This is a genomic window from uncultured Sphingomonas sp. (assembly GCF_913777625.1).
In the GTDB taxonomy this organism is placed as follows: Bacteria; Pseudomonadota; Alphaproteobacteria; order Sphingomonadales; family Sphingomonadaceae; genus Sphingomonas.
Window position 1 is genome coordinate 1 of the sequence record NZ_CAJYTI010000021.1, and the last position, 12,683, is coordinate 12,683.

Genomic DNA, 12,683 nt, shown 5'->3' on the forward strand with positions numbered 1-12,683 from the left:
TGGGTCGCGACCGTGACGAGCAGCGCCCCGAGCGCTTCCAGGTCGGCCAGAAGTTCGACGCGATGGTCACCGGCTTCGACCGGTCGAAGAAGCCGACCTTCTCGGTCAAGGCGATGCAGATCGCCGAAGAGAAGCAGGCCGTGCAGCAGTATGGCTCGTCCGACTCGGGCGCGTCGCTGGGCGACATTCTGGGTGAGGCCCTCAAGGCTCGCAGCCAGAACAACTGATTTTGCGACCTGAAGAGGGGCTCGGGCACCGCGAAAGCGGTTCCCGGGCCCTTCTTTTTTGATTTTAGGACACCGTCAACCACATCTTCTGGTTGATGCAGATTGGAAAAAAGCGCTAAGGTTTCCTTGGGGATAGCCGTTCGCGGCCAGGTTGGGCGCGGCCGCCAAGGGAGGGGCGCGAATGATCCGTTCTGAGTTGGTTCAATTGCTGGTGCAGGATAATCCGGGCCTTTCGGTCCGCGAGGTCGAGCAGATCGTATCGATCTTCTTCGACGAGATTGTCGGCCGGCTGAGTGAAGATGGTCGCGTGGAACTGCGCGGCTTCGGGGCTTTTTCCACCCGGGCGCGCGATGCGCGGCTGGGCCGCAACCCGCGTACCGGGGAAGCGGTGGAGGTGGACGCCAAGCGCGTTCCCTATTTCAAGCCCGGCAAGGAGATGCGGGTTCGCCTGAACATGTGATGTTCGCTTGACACGCGGCGTGCGGCAGGGTCTTGCCTGCCGCCCACTGCGGACGTGGCGGAACCGGTAGACGCCGGAGACTTAAAATCTTCTGCCCCTCGGGGCGTGCGGGTTCGAGTCCCGCCGTCCGCACCAGCCTTGCCAGCGTTACCAGGCCTCGGGTACCGGCCGCCCGTCGCGCCATTCGGCAATGCGGCGGCGGGTACCCGCGGTCGTGCCCTCCGGCAGCGCGTCCGGATCGAAGGCATCGGCTTCGACGATCTCGAGCGACGGCCGGAAGGCGAAGACCACCTGCTCCACCAGCGCCAGCGTCACCGTGTCGCGCCGGAAGTTCGGCCGATGCTGCAGCGTGCCGAGCAGCCGCACCGCGCCGTGCGACACCATGCCTGCCTCCTCGCGCAACTCACGCAGCGCCGCCGCTTCGGCCGATTCGCCCGCGCCCTGGCCACCGCCCGGCAGATGCCATCCATCGATATAGCTGTGGCGGACCAGCACGAGCTGCCCCGCTGCGGTCAAGGCGATGGCGCGCACGCCCCGCGTGCGGGTCCGGGTGAAGAACCATCCCGCCGTCCGCACCGCCAGATAGCCGCGCAAGGCCATTGCGATCAGTCCGGCGAGCCAGGGGAGCGAACGAAAACGATGCAACGCCATGCCCGCGATTCTAGGCCGGTGCGGCCGCGCGGGGAAGCCACCGGGGTTGGCAGCCGCGGCCCGCTACCATAGAGCTTGGCCTTCGCCGCCCGGAACCCGCCGATGCCACGCCTGCGCCTGCCCTTCATCGCCTTGCTGCTGACGCTGTCGTCCTGCGGCGCCGAAGGCCAGCGCAAGGACGACACGCCGGTGGTGGTCAGCGCGATCGGCTCGGCAAAGCTGCTCGCCGATCCCAGCGAAATCCCGATCGACGACGCGCAGGCCGTCGCCCTCTCCGCCACCGCCCAGGGGCTGGTGCGCTTCGACGGAAACGGCCAGATCGAACCGGCGCTGGCCGAGCGCTGGAACGTGTTCGACGATGCGCGCAGCTATATCTTCCGGCTGGGCGACGCGACGTGGCCGGATGGACAACCCGTCACGGCCGGCGAGATCGTCCGCGCGCTGCGCCGTGCCGTCACGGCCAACAACCATAGCCGGCTCGCCCATTATCTCGCGGCGATCGACGAGATCGTCGAGATGACGCCGCAGGTGATCGAGGTTCGGCTGAAAAGCCCCCGCCCCGATCTGCTGAACCTGTTCGCCCAGCCGGAACTCGCGGTGTTTCGCGGGCGCAATCTGGCCGGATCGGGCCCCTTCCGCATCGTCGCGGGCAAGCGCGACGGCCTGTTGCTGCGCCCCGCCGAGACCCCGGGCGACGATCCCAAGGCCGCTCCAGCACCCCATGATTTCGTGCGGCTCCGCGGCGAATCGGCTGCCGTGGCCATCGCCCGCTTCCGCGCGGGGGCCTCCGACCTGGTGCTCGGCGGCGCCCTGGTCGACTGGCCGATCATCGAGGCGGCCGGGATCGCGCCGGAAAATGTGCGGGTGGATCGCGCGGTGGGATTGTTCGGGCTGGCGGTGCTCCACCGCGACGGCTTCCTCACCACGCCGCAGAACCGCGCGGCCATCGCGATGGCGATCGATCGCGATGCGCTGACCTCGGCGATCGCGCAGGACTGGGCACCAGCCGAAACCATCCTCCCCGCCCAGCTCGATTCCGCGGCGCCGCCCGCGCCGGGGAGCTGGATGACGGTTGCCCCGGACCAGCGGCGCGCGCTCGCCGCCCAGCGGGTGCGGGAGTGGCAGGCGGTGCACCGCGGCCCGGTGGAGATCCGCCTCGCCTTGCCCAACGGCGCGGGCGCGACACTGCTATGGGGCCATCTTGCCTCGGCGATGATCTCCATCGGCATCACCCCGATCCGCGTGGCGCTCGGCGATCCGCGCGCGGACCTGATGCTGGTCGACGAAGTGGCCCCCTATAACAGCGGGCGCTGGTATCTCGATCAGGCGTGCCGCGCCTGTTCGGACGACACCGCGACGCTGATCGCCGCCGCGCGCGATGCCCCGGACCTCTACAACCGCACGCACCGCATCGCCGAGGCCGATGCAATGCTGGCCAGCGACGTCGCCTTCATTCCCATCGCGCAGCCTTTGCGCTGGTCGATCGTCGCGCTGCGGCTGGTGAACTGGCAGGGGAACGCACGCGCCTGGCACCCGTTGAACCATCTGCGCAAGCAGTGAGGCAAGGAATGGCACGGGCGACACGGATGAACGAAGGTTTCGCGCAGCGGCTGCCGATCGGCACCGATGCCGCGGCGGTGCGCCAGCGCATCGAGGCGATGGAGCATCTGCTGGAAGGCCTGGTCCGCATCCCCGGCCTGCGCCGCAAGGTGGGCCTGGACGTGCTGCTCGATTTCGTCCCCGGCATCGGCCCGACGGCGGCGGCGGCGATGGGCGCCTATCTCGCCTGGGAAGCGCGCAATCTGGGCATGCCCAAGCGGACCATCGCGCGGATGGCCGGCAATATCGGCATCGACTGGGCGCTGGGCATGATCCCGTTCGTCGGCGCGGTGCCGGACTTCTTCTTCCGCTCGAACACGCGCAATCTCAAGCTGATCCGGCGCTATCTCGACAAGCACCACCCGGCGAGCCGGGTGATCGACATCTGCTGAGGCGCTCCGGGCGTGGGCCCTCAGCCCGCGGTCTTCAGCCCCTGTCCGCCGATCGGCACGGTTTCTGTAATCGTCTGCATGCCGGCGATCAGCGGGCGTGCCTTGGCGATGGCGGCACGCACCGCCGGCAGCGACAGCGAGCGGGAATGCGCTTCCTTCGTCTCCCATACCTCGGTGATCCAGAGCGCGTTGGCGTCGGCGGGATCGTTGGCGACGATATAGCTCAGGCAGCCGGGCATCCCCGGGATCGCCCGCATGAGTATCGCCGCCAGCGCATCCCGCTGACCGCCGCGTGCGGTCATCTTGCCGATGGTGCCGTACATCGCGACCATCTGCATCACCGCCGTCTGTGCTTCCGCCTGGCTAGCCGCCGCGACGCCCAGCGCCGCTGCGCCGGCGAGGAAGCTGCGTCGTTCCAGTGTCATGCGCTCACTTCCCCCGCCAGATCTTGAGCGCGGCATCGTCCGCCGCGCCGCCGGTGCCCGCCTCGCAGCGATGGTAGCGGAAGCGTGTGTCGAGGCAGAGCCACAGCTCGTCGAGCCAGCCGTCGCGGTTGGTCGTCACCCGGATCGCTTCCGCCGGAATGGCGCGGTTCGCGGCCGCAAAGGCGCGCTTGAAGTCACCGACCGTGGGCGTGCCGCGCGACAGCGCGCCCATGTCGGGGAAGCGGATCTGGCGGTACAACCCGGTCGAGCGCTGGAAATAGGCTTCCGGCGTGGTCTTCATGCAGGTGCCGTGCTTGGCCCATTCGTGCTGGATCAGCTGTTCGGAAGGCGTCGCGCACATCGTCTTGGCGATCAGCGCGGGCGGCAGGATCGGCGTCGCCTTGCAATATTGCGGCCAGGTCTTGCCCGCCGCATCGGGCCACAGCCCGTGCAGGGTGAAGCCGAAGCGCCCCCCGGCGCAGCGGAAGGCGTTGGCCGGCTCGTCGCCATGCGCGCGGCAGAAGCCGGGCGCCCAGGTGAGCGCCAGCGTGTAGCTGCTGATCGGCAGCACGCGGCGCGGCTCCTTGGCGCTCGGCAGCTCGGGCAGCGGCCGCGTGACCTTGCTCGGCGCCACGCACATGCCCGCCTGCGCCAGCGCCGCACCCGGCAGCAGCGCCGCGATCAGCCCCAAGCCTGCCACTGTCGCCTTCATGCCATCCTCCCTCAAACGCTCGCGAAATCGAGCCCGATATCGGCGGCCGGCGCCGATTGGGTCAGCCGCCCGACACTCACATAGGTCACGCCGGTCTCGGCGATTGCGCGGATCGTATCCAGCCGAACGCCGCCCGAGGCCTCGGTCGGCACGCGGCCCGCGACCAGCGCCACCGCTTCGCGCAGTACCGGCGGAGGCATGTTGTCGAGCAGCAGGTGCGTGGCGCCCGCGCCCAGCGCGGGTTCGATCTGGTCGATCCGGTCGACCTCGACGATGATCCGCTCGATCCCCGCCGCCACCGCGCGCGCCACGGCCGCCTCGACCGAGCCGGCAACCGCGACATGATTGTCCTTGATCATCGCCGCGTCCCACAGCCCCATGCGGTGGTTGGTCGCCCCGCCCATCCTGGTCGCATATTTCTCCAGCACGCGCAGGCCCGGCAGCGTCTTGCGCGTGTCGAGCAGCGTCGCGCCGGTGCCGGCGACCGCATCGACATAGGTGCGCGCAAGCGTCGCGATGCCGCTCAGATGCTGGACCGTGTTGAGCGCCGAACGCTCGGCGGTGAGCAGCGCGCGCGCCGCCCCGCGCAGCCGCAGCAATGCGGTGCCCGCCGCGACCTGCGCGCCGTCCTCGACCAGCCGTTCGATCTCCACCTGCGGATCGAGCGCGCGGAAGAACGCCTCCGCCAGCGGCAGGCCGGCGACGGTGATCGGGTCGCGGCTGTCCATCACCCCGTCGAACCGGGCATCCGCCGGGATCACCGCCGCCGCGGTAATGTCGCCGCGGTCGCCGAGATCCTCGGCCAGGGTCGCACGCACGAACGAGTCGATGTCGAAGCCGGGAAGCAGGAAGGTCATGCCCGCGCTGTAGAATCCCGCAGGCGGCGCGTCTATCCGAACTGCACCAGCGGCGGCCGGCCATCGACATACTGGCTGGCCGGCTGGTCGAAGCGGAACCCGCCCGCCGCCAGCCGGATCAGGATCTGGCGGGTGTGGAGCATGCTGGTGTGCCCGTCCGCCGCCCAGGCCGGATCGGTGAGCTTGTCCGCCGCGAGCAGCACCCCGCGCGCGCGGCGGTGGAGCAGCCCGCTTTCCACCATCACCCCCACTCGCCGGTGCGCGGTCGAGGGCGGCAGACTCAGCGCGCGGGCGATGGCCCCCGTCGACACCGGCTGCCACAGCGATTCGGGCGGCACCGTGCCCAGTTCGCCATACGCCAGCGCCAGCTCGCGATTTTCCAGCACCGGCCGGGCATTGGCGCACAGCACCGCGTTGAGCAGCACCATGTCGGTCCAGGAGTGGAAGCGGTGGGCGTGGAACTCGATCCCGGTCAGCAGCACGTCGTGGGCGGCGGCGAGCCCCATGTACCAGTCATAGGACAGGTGATGACGCGTCTCGGGAAGCGTCAGGCCGAAGGCGGCGAAATCTTCCACCATTCGGACCAGCGCATCGTGGCTGCAGCGGAACAGCGCGGCGATCTCCGGCCGGGCATGCACCGCCTCGGGCACGCTGACCCCCGCCGGGCCCCGCTCGCACAGCCCCATCGCGCACAGCGCATGGATATGGCGCCGCATCGTCTCGAACGGCCGCCCGAGCGACGCGGCGAGCGCGTTGATGCTGATCGCCTTCGCGCTCCCGCCCTGGCGGCGGGCATGGCCGGCGCCGTGCGGCGACAGCATCTCGCTGGCGCGCGCCACCACCATGAAGATGATCGCACGATCCAGATCGCCGTCCAGCGCACGGATGCCGGCGGCGATCATCGTGTTCTGCATCTCGGCGATCAGCCGCACCATCAGTCGCCCGCGCGGCAGGGGTGCCTGCGTCGGATCGAATGGAGGAACGGCTCTAATCAACTCCTGCATCGGCGAACACGCCCTACGGCGGGACAAGGAACAGGCAAGCACCCATTCCCCCACCGGAATGAGTACCCAAAGATTTGCGAATCGTTACTAGACCATATCAATGCTCGGGTCGACGTCCGGGGGGTCGCCGAACAATAATGATGCACTCTACGCTGCCAGAGCCTTGGCCAGAGGCCTGGATCGCCGCCGCCGCCACTCTCCGTGCCAAACGCGAGGCCATAGGGCTGTCGCTCGATCAGCTCGCTGCATGCACGCGAATCGGCCGCACCCATCTCGAAGCGATCGAGGCCGGGCGGTTCGATCGCTGCGGCGCGCCGATCTATGCGATCGGCTTCACCCGCTCGATCGCCCGCGTGCTGGATACCGCCGAAGCCCCGATCCTCGCCGCGATCCGCGCCGGCAATGCCGAGCGAACACCGCATCCGCCGGTGCCGGCAACACCGAGCCCGGCACGGCGGCTGGTACCCGATCTGGGCTTCGCCACCACCGGTACCTTGCTGTTGTCGCTGCTCGGCGCTTCCCGCGGCTGAGCGATCAGGCCGGTACCGGTCCCAGATCGCCCTGCCCCACCTTGCCGCTGGCGAGTTCGAGCATGCGGTCGAGGCTCTTCTTCGCCTGCACCCGCAGCCCCTCTTCGATCTCGATCCTGGGGCTCAGGTCGCGCAGCGCGAGGTAGAGCTTCTCCATGGTGTTGAGCGCCATGTAGGGGCAGATATTGCAGTTGCAGTTGCCGTCGGCCCCCGGCGCGCCGATGAAATTCTTCTCCGGCATCGCCTTCTGCATCTGATGGATGATGTGCGGCTCGGTCGCGACGATCAGCGTGTCGCCGGGCATCGTCTTGGAAAAGTCGAGGATGCCCTTGGTCGAGCCGACATAATCGGCGTGATCGAGGATATAGGCCGGGCATTCGGGATGCGCGGCAATCGGCGCGCCCGGGTGCTCGGCCTTGAGCTTGAGCAGTTCGGTCTCGCTGAACGCCTCGTGGACGATGCACACGCCCGGCCACAGCAGCAGTTCGCGGCCGGTCTTGCGCTGGAGATAGCCGCCCAGGTTGCGATCGGGGCCGAAGATGATCTTCTGGTCCGCCGGGATCTGCGCCAGGATCTTTTCGGCCGAGCTGCTGGTGACGATGATGTCGCTCAGCGCCTTCACCTCGGTCGAGCAGTTGATATAGGTCAGCGCGATATGATCGGGATGCTGCGCGCGGAAGGCGGCGAACTGGTCCGGCGGGCAGCTGTCTTCCAGGCTGCAGCCGGCGTCCATGTCGGGCAGCACGACGATCTTGTCGGGCGAGAGGATCTTGGCGGTCTCGGCCATGAAGCGCACGCCGCAAAAGGCGATCACGTCCGCATCGGTCTCGGCCGCCTTGCGGCTGAGGTCGAGGCTGTCGCCGACGAAATCGGCTAGGTCCTGCAGCTCGGGCTTCTGGTAGTAATGCGCGAGGATCACCGCGTTGCGCTCCTTGCGCAGCCGCTCGATCTCGGCGCGGAGATCCAGTCCGCTGAGGCTGCCGCCGATGCCGTTGCGCGCGTCCATGTCCCAAAACTCCCGTGGTTCGGCCGCCACATGGCCCGGCTGGGCGGCCGGATCAAGGGAGCGAACGCAGCACGGGCGTTCGGGGTGCGGCCGGCCCGGACTACCGCATCACGGCCATTGCGGCGTCAGGGGGCGATGGCTGCCGGCCGTACCGGCGACGATCCCTTGTGCCAGCGCCGTGCCGGCCGGGCTGAACGCAATGCCATCGGCGAGCACCTGCACGCCCAGCATCAGGCCGATGCCCCAGGCCCAGGCGGGATGGATGCGCCCACTCCGTCGATAATCGGCGATCACGCCGAGGATCGGGAACACCAGCACCGCCGCCAGCGCCGCATACCAGGCATAGGGCATCAGCAGCGGCATCGGCAGCAGCCGGCCGAACCCCGGGCCGGTCAGGATCGCCATCGCGCAGTACATCAGCCGGCGGTGCCATCCGGTCTGCCGACGCGTCGCCAGCGCCGCTCCGACCAGTCCGGCGAACAGCAGCAGTTGCAGGGGATTGCTGATCAGGAACTGGCGAATGTCGAAGAAAAAGGGCGCGCCATGCTGCACCGAGAGCACCGTCATCAGCGTGCCCATCACCACCATCAGCGGCACCCAGAGCACGGACACCCAGCCCAGCCGGCGATGCAACGCCACCGATCCGGTATCCACCAGCAGGTTCTGCGCAAGATAGAGCGCCACCCAGCCAAAGAAAACAAAGGCGTGAACGTGGAATATGGCAGGAACGGCGAAGCTCGATCGCCCCATGGCGAGACTCAGCGAAAACCCGGCAACGATTACCGCCGCCATCACGAACGCCATCACCAGAAAAAATCGCGTGTCGCCCCTCCGCACGCGCGGCACATCCTGCACAATCGTTGCCATGATCAACCCCCCTTGACCTGGCACGACTCCCTACCACTATCCGGTCACCGCGACAATCGGACACCGACAGCAACGAAGGACTTGCCGCCGCTAGGCCGGCAGGCGCTGCCACCCCTCGCCTGCCGGTGCCACCCGCCCGCGCGCCTCGAGATCGAGCAGATGCGCGAGCACCGATCGCCCCGCCGCGCCGTGCAGCCGCGGATCGAGACCGGCATACATGCGCTCGACCATGTCCGGGATCGTCGCGACGTCCTGCTCCAGCAGCCGCAGGATCTGCCCTTCGCGCTGCTTGCGGTGCCCGGCCAGCCCCCGGACGAAGCGATGCGGGGTGCCGATCGGATCGCCATGCGCGGGATAGTAGATGCGATCCTGCGGCCGCTGCATCAGCGTCTCGAGGCTGGCCATATAGGCCGCCATGTTGCCGTCCGGCGGGGCGACGACGGTGGTCGACCAGCCCATCACATGGTCGCCGGTGAACAGCGCGCCGCTTTCCTCCAGCGCGAAGCAGAGATGGTTGGAGGTATGCCCCGGCGTTGCGACGGCGGTGAGCGTCCAGCCCTGCCCCGCGATCTGCGCGCCGTCCGCCAGCACGGCATCGGGCGCATAGCCGGTATCGAAGGCGGCATCCGCGCGCGGGCCGGCATCGTCGAGCACGAGCGGCGCACAGCCGATGATCGGCGCGCCGGTCGCCGCCTTCAGCGCCGGTGCGGCCGGGCTGTGGTCGCGGTGGGTATGGGTGCACAGGATCGCCCGCACCGGCCGGCCGTCGATCGCCGCCAGCAGGGCTGCGAGATGCTCGGCATCGTCGGGGCCCGGATCGATCACCGCGAGGTCGCTGGTGCCGACCAGATAGGTCTGCGTGCCGGTGTTGGTGAAAGGCGAGGGATTGCCCGCGAGGACCCGCGTCACCAGCGGTTCGAGCGCGATCGCAAGGCCCGTGGGCGCGTCATCGGTCATGCCCTGCATTTGGGCATTCCGCGCGCCGAGGCAAGCGGAAGGGGGAGCGGGGCCGGCCCCGAAGGAGTAGGCCAGCCCCGCCGAGTGCGCCGCTGCGGGGATTGTGCCGCGGCGCCCTACGCTCAATCGTCGCTATCGTCCTTGGCGTCGTCGCGCAGTTCGGCCAGCGCCTCGTCGATGCCCTTCAGCGCTTCGGCGCGCTGCGAGGGGCTGAGGCTGGACTGTGCCTCGATCGTGCGGCGGGCATGCTGCAGGCTCATCAGCGCGCTCTTCATCGCCATGTTCTTGCTCATCGCGGCCAGCTTTGCCGACTGGTCGGCATGCATCGCGCTCATCGCGGCGATGCGATCGCTGCAGATGATCATGATCTGCTTGTTGCCCTCCGTGCGGTGTTCGACCGTGGGCGAGGTGCCCTTGCCGCAACTGCCGTTGCGGATCTCCGGCAGGCTCGCCTGGAGCGCCGCCATGTCCGGCATGTCGGGCATGGTGATTTCCTGACGGGTCCCGTCCTTCCGGACGATCACCATCTTCTTGATCACCTTGCCGTCAGTGGCAGTGCGATCGACGCGAACGACCTGGTGCTTGCCGGCCGGCACCGGGGGGACAGGCGGCACCGCAGGCGCGGCGGGCACGGCCCGGATCGCAGGCACGGCCGGTGCGGCAGGCGCGGCTCCGGTTACCGGCGCGACTGGCGCGACCGGCGCCGGCGGCGCGGGCGGCGACGGCGGCGCGTCCTGCACCTGAAGCGCCGCGCCCATGCTGGTGCGGATATGCTCGGCGGCCTGGCTGCCCGAGGCGGTCAGCGCCAGCGCGGCGAGCGAAACGGTGGTGATCCCGGCCAGCCCCGCGCCGATGCGGATGGGGGAAAGCTTCCGGTGGATCGAGAGCATGCGTAATCTCCCTTTGACGTCGTTTATGGTGTGGAGGTGACAAGCCGCCGAGACCGCGCCCCCATGCGCGGACTTGACGATCGCACGGCCATAAGCATGGCGCAGTGCCTGGGCGCGGCCGGCGAGCACCAGGGCGTCGCAGGCCATTTCCTGGTCGGCACGGAAGGCGCGAAACGCCCGCCATGCGACCGGATTGAACCAGTGGAGGGCCAGTACGATCAGCGCGGCCCAGTTGGCGATCAGGTCGCCGCGCAGATGGTGGCCAAGTTCATGGGCGAGCGCGAGATCGCGTTCGAGCTCGTCATAGCGTTCGGAAAAGTCGCGCGGAAAGGCGACGTACTTGCGGAAGATGCCGAAGGCGAGTGGACCGTGCGCGGCATCGGTCTCGATCACCCGCACCCGCCCTTCGGCCACGGTACGGTCGACCCGCGCCCGCGACAGCAGGTGGCGGCAGAAGCGGCGATGCGCGACGAGATGATAGGCAAGGAAGATCAGCGCGCCCGCGCCCCATAAAGCGAGGAGGAGCAGCGTCACGTTCAGTCCCTCGGCCACCGGCGTCGGCGCGACCAGCGCGGCGGGCAGGTGATGGCCGCCGGCGCTCAGGTCGATGGTGACCACCGCGCCCTGGTCGATGGTCGCCGGCAGCTTGGCGGGGTTCAGTACCCCCATCGCCACCGCCGGGGCCTCGGCCGCCCTGCGAGTGAGCGGCGCGAGCAGCGCGCTCAGATGCCACTGCCCCGGCAGCGGCGGCAGCAGCATCCGCGCGGCGGGCAGCACCCACAGCGCATAGGCAAGCTGCGGGCCGAACGCCTTGCGCACGGGTCCACGGAGGGCAAGCGCCAGCAGCATCAGCAGCGTGCTTGCGAGCAGGGTCTCGATCCACCAGCCGATCATTGCTTCAGCTCCTTCAGGAGAGCTTCGATTTCGGCGATGTCCTGGTCGGTGATGGCGTCGCGTTCCGCCAGATGCGCCACCAGCGGCGTCAGCCGGCCGCCGAACAGCCGGTCGATCAGTTTGCGCGATTCCCCTACCACATAATCGCCCCGCGCGACGAGCGGGCGATAGCGATAGCGCCGCCCCTCTTCCTCATGCGCGATGACGTTCTTGGCGAGCAGCCGCCCGAGCAATGTCTTGACCGTGTTGGCGCTCCAGCCGCGATCGGCGGGCACCCGCTCGGTCACTTCCTGCGCGGTGAGCGGCGATTCCTCCCACAGAACCTCCATCACCGCATGTTCGGCTTCGCTGATTCGCTCGGTCATACACCCTCACTGACTACGCTTGTAATCGTCTCGATTACGTCTGTAGTCAAGCCGCTGAATGCTTGGTGAACGGCAGCGTGCCGGCAGCCGAAGCGTCGGTGCGCTTTACAGGTGGCGACGATGGTTAACGGCGATTGACCACCGCAAGCCGCAGGCGGCCGCACTTCGCCGATCTTGGCACGCGCCCTGCAACAAGAAAGGCACGAAGCGTCTCTCCCCCAAGACGCTCCAGCGTCCCCCCAGACGCTCAGGGCGGATCGATGGTTCACCGGCATGGCCATCGATCCGCCCACACCGGCTTTTTTGCCCCCCCCATCACCGCCCCATCGTCATCCCCGCGAAGGCGGGGATCCATTGGTGGGGGCGTCTCGGCTCTTTCGGAAACGTCCTGGCAAATGGATTCCCGCCTTCGCGGGAATGACGGATAGGGGTGCAGGGAGAGCCCCCCCCCCAAACGAAAAGGGCCCCCGCCGCCAGCGAGAGCCCTTCCCTTCCTCCGGTACGAACCGCGTCTCAGGCCGAAGCCGCGACGCCCTTGTCGGCCATCAGCTGGGTCAGCTCGCCGCTTTCGTACATTTCCATCATGATGTCCGAACCGCCGACGAACTCGCCCTTCACATAGAGCTGGGGGATGGTCGGCCAGTCGGAAAAGGCCTTGATGCCCTGGCGGACGCCCTGGTCCTGCAGCACGTCGACGCTGTCGAACTCGACGCCGAGATGGTTGAGGATCGCCACCGCGCGGCTCGAAAAGCCGCACTGGGGGAACAGGGGGCTGCCCTTCATGAACAGCAGCACGTCGCTGCCGTCGACCAACTGCTGGATGCGGGCCTGGGTATCGTCGGTCATT

General features: G+C 68.5%; 15 protein-coding genes, 1 tRNA gene and 1 pseudogene. 6 read left to right on the plus strand and 11 right to left on the minus strand.

The features are described 5' to 3' along the window. The 3 genes and pseudogenes from QZ814_RS12275 to QZ814_RS12285 all read left to right on the plus strand — a co-directional run. Nucleotides 1-227, plus strand: a pseudogene (locus QZ814_RS12275) (30S ribosomal protein S1); the annotation flags it as partial. A gap of 181 nt (nucleotides 228-408) precedes the next feature. Beyond that, nucleotides 409-687, plus strand: coding sequence for an integration host factor subunit beta (locus QZ814_RS12280; RefSeq protein WP_294332713.1), 279 nt, complete (start codon nucleotides 409-411; stop codon nucleotides 685-687). Between the two features lie 48 nt (nucleotides 688-735). Beyond that, a tRNA-Leu gene (locus QZ814_RS12285) sits at nucleotides 736-822 on the plus strand. 12 nt (nucleotides 823-834) lie between these two features. On the opposite strand, the gene QZ814_RS12290 is transcribed toward QZ814_RS12285, so the two are convergent. After that, nucleotides 835-1,338, minus strand: coding sequence for an NUDIX domain-containing protein (locus QZ814_RS12290; protein WP_294332620.1), 504 nt, complete (start codon nucleotides 1,336-1,338; stop codon nucleotides 835-837). A 102-nt stretch (nucleotides 1,339-1,440) separates the two neighbouring features. Here QZ814_RS12290 and QZ814_RS12295 point away from each other — a divergent pair, with 102 nt between their 5' ends. Together QZ814_RS12295 and QZ814_RS12300 are read left to right on the plus strand one after the other, a co-directional pair. Next, a complete protein-coding gene (locus tag QZ814_RS12295) occupies nucleotides 1,441-2,898 on the plus strand; it encodes an ABC transporter substrate-binding protein (protein WP_294332623.1) in 1,458 nt (485 codons plus the stop codon). A 26-nt stretch (nucleotides 2,899-2,924) separates the two neighbouring features. Beyond that, nucleotides 2,925-3,329 carry a DUF4112 domain-containing protein gene (locus tag QZ814_RS12300; RefSeq protein WP_294332625.1) on the plus strand — a complete coding sequence of 135 codons (405 nt, stop codon included), beginning with the start codon at nucleotides 2,925-2,927 and terminating at the stop codon, nucleotides 3,327-3,329. Between the two features lie 20 nt (nucleotides 3,330-3,349). Here the strand turns inward: QZ814_RS12300 and QZ814_RS12305 are convergent, their stop codons facing one another. The 4 genes from QZ814_RS12305 to QZ814_RS12320 are packed head-to-tail and all read right to left on the minus strand — an operon-like array spanning nucleotide 3,350 to nucleotide 6,327. Next, the gene (locus QZ814_RS12305; RefSeq protein ID WP_294332627.1) at nucleotides 3,350-3,754 is read right to left on the minus strand and encodes a putative quinol monooxygenase; all 405 of its coding nucleotides are present in this window, start codon (nucleotides 3,752-3,754) and stop codon (nucleotides 3,350-3,352) included. A gap of 4 nt (nucleotides 3,755-3,758) precedes the next feature. Next, nucleotides 3,759-4,466 (minus strand): ribonuclease T2, encoded by a 708-nt coding sequence (locus QZ814_RS12310; protein ID WP_294332628.1) that lies wholly within the window; start codon nucleotides 4,464-4,466, stop codon nucleotides 3,759-3,761. Nucleotides 4,467-4,477: 11 nt separating this feature from the next. After that, on the minus strand, nucleotides 4,478-5,323 hold the full coding sequence (nadC, locus tag QZ814_RS12315; protein WP_294332629.1) for a carboxylating nicotinate-nucleotide diphosphorylase: 846 nt from the start codon (nucleotides 5,321-5,323) through the stop codon (nucleotides 4,478-4,480). Between the two features lie 32 nt (nucleotides 5,324-5,355). Continuing rightward, entirely contained in the window at nucleotides 5,356-6,327 is a 972-nt protein-coding gene (locus QZ814_RS12320) for a helix-turn-helix domain-containing protein (protein ID WP_294332630.1), read from the minus strand. 137 nt (nucleotides 6,328-6,464) lie between these two features. On the opposite strand from QZ814_RS12320, the gene QZ814_RS12325 reads away from it, so the two are divergent. After that, nucleotides 6,465-6,857: a helix-turn-helix transcriptional regulator gene (locus QZ814_RS12325; protein WP_294332634.1), complete on the plus strand. Its 393-nt coding sequence runs from the start codon at nucleotides 6,465-6,467 to the stop codon at nucleotides 6,855-6,857. 4 nt (nucleotides 6,858-6,861) lie between these two features. Here QZ814_RS12325 and nadA read toward each other — a convergent pair whose 3' ends face one another. The 6 genes from nadA to grxD all read right to left on the minus strand — a co-directional run bounded on the left by nadA (nucleotide 6,862) and on the right by grxD (nucleotide 12,682). Then, the gene (nadA, locus tag QZ814_RS12330) at nucleotides 6,862-7,863 is read right to left on the minus strand and encodes a quinolinate synthase NadA (protein WP_294332636.1); all 1,002 of its coding nucleotides are present in this window, start codon (nucleotides 7,861-7,863) and stop codon (nucleotides 6,862-6,864) included. A 108-nt stretch (nucleotides 7,864-7,971) separates the two neighbouring features. After that, the gene (locus QZ814_RS12335; protein ID WP_365898624.1) at nucleotides 7,972-8,730 is read right to left on the minus strand and encodes a hypothetical protein; all 759 of its coding nucleotides are present in this window, start codon (nucleotides 8,728-8,730) and stop codon (nucleotides 7,972-7,974) included. Nucleotides 8,731-8,820: 90 nt separating this feature from the next. Then, nucleotides 8,821-9,696 carry an MBL fold metallo-hydrolase gene (locus QZ814_RS12340; protein ID WP_294332637.1) on the minus strand — a complete coding sequence of 292 codons (876 nt, stop codon included), beginning with the start codon at nucleotides 9,694-9,696 and terminating at the stop codon, nucleotides 8,821-8,823. A 113-nt stretch (nucleotides 9,697-9,809) separates the two neighbouring features. Then, a complete protein-coding gene (locus QZ814_RS12345) occupies nucleotides 9,810-11,471 on the minus strand; it encodes a M56 family metallopeptidase (RefSeq protein ID WP_294332639.1) in 1,662 nt (553 codons plus the stop codon). After that, nucleotides 11,468-11,836 (minus strand): BlaI/MecI/CopY family transcriptional regulator, encoded by a 369-nt coding sequence (locus tag QZ814_RS12350; RefSeq protein ID WP_010542593.1) that lies wholly within the window; start codon nucleotides 11,834-11,836, stop codon nucleotides 11,468-11,470. The genes QZ814_RS12345 and QZ814_RS12350 overlap by 4 nt, the downstream gene beginning before the upstream one ends. 513 nt (nucleotides 11,837-12,349) lie before the next feature. Continuing rightward, nucleotides 12,350-12,682, minus strand: a complete 333-nt coding sequence (gene grxD, locus QZ814_RS12355; protein ID WP_084582175.1) for a Grx4 family monothiol glutaredoxin — start codon at nucleotides 12,680-12,682, stop codon at nucleotides 12,350-12,352. Nucleotide 12,683 lies beyond the last annotated feature (1 nt).

What these genes read in the sequence shown, in the direction of transcription:
- QZ814_RS12335 (WP_365898624.1), bottom strand. Translation starts at nt 8,730, where the DNA reads ATGGCAACGATTGTGCAGGATGTGCCGCGCGTGCGGAGGGGCGACACG.
- QZ814_RS12300 (WP_294332625.1), top strand. Translation starts at nt 2,925, where the DNA reads ATGAACGAAGGTTTCGCGCAGCGGCTGCCGATCGGCACCGATGCCGCG.
- QZ814_RS12290 (WP_294332620.1), bottom strand. Translation starts at nt 1,338, where the DNA reads ATGGCGTTGCATCGTTTTCGTTCGCTCCCCTGGCTCGCCGGACTGATC.
- QZ814_RS12295 (WP_294332623.1), top strand. Translation starts at nt 1,441, where the DNA reads ATGCCACGCCTGCGCCTGCCCTTCATCGCCTTGCTGCTGACGCTGTCG.
- QZ814_RS12280 (WP_294332713.1), top strand. Translation starts at nt 409, where the DNA reads ATGATCCGTTCTGAGTTGGTTCAATTGCTGGTGCAGGATAATCCGGGC.
- nadA (WP_294332636.1), bottom strand. Translation starts at nt 7,863, where the DNA reads ATGGACGCGCGCAACGGCATCGGCGGCAGCCTCAGCGGACTGGATCTC.
- grxD (WP_084582175.1), bottom strand. Translation starts at nt 12,682, where the DNA reads ATGACCGACGATACCCAGGCCCGCATCCAGCAGTTGGTCGACGGCAGC.
- QZ814_RS12305 (WP_294332627.1), bottom strand. Translation starts at nt 3,754, where the DNA reads ATGACACTGGAACGACGCAGCTTCCTCGCCGGCGCAGCGGCGCTGGGC.
- nadC (WP_294332629.1), bottom strand. Translation starts at nt 5,323, where the DNA reads ATGACCTTCCTGCTTCCCGGCTTCGACATCGACTCGTTCGTGCGTGCG.
- QZ814_RS12345 (WP_294332639.1), bottom strand. Translation starts at nt 11,471, where the DNA reads ATGATCGGCTGGTGGATCGAGACCCTGCTCGCAAGCACGCTGCTGATG.
- QZ814_RS12320 (WP_294332630.1), bottom strand. Translation starts at nt 6,327, where the DNA reads ATGCAGGAGTTGATTAGAGCCGTTCCTCCATTCGATCCGACGCAGGCA.
- QZ814_RS12350 (WP_010542593.1), bottom strand. Translation starts at nt 11,836, where the DNA reads ATGACCGAGCGAATCAGCGAAGCCGAACATGCGGTGATGGAGGTTCTG.
- QZ814_RS12325 (WP_294332634.1), top strand. Translation starts at nt 6,465, where the DNA reads ATGATGCACTCTACGCTGCCAGAGCCTTGGCCAGAGGCCTGGATCGCC.
- QZ814_RS12310 (WP_294332628.1), bottom strand. Translation starts at nt 4,466, where the DNA reads ATGAAGGCGACAGTGGCAGGCTTGGGGCTGATCGCGGCGCTGCTGCCG.
- QZ814_RS12340 (WP_294332637.1), bottom strand. Translation starts at nt 9,696, where the DNA reads ATGCAGGGCATGACCGATGACGCGCCCACGGGCCTTGCGATCGCGCTC.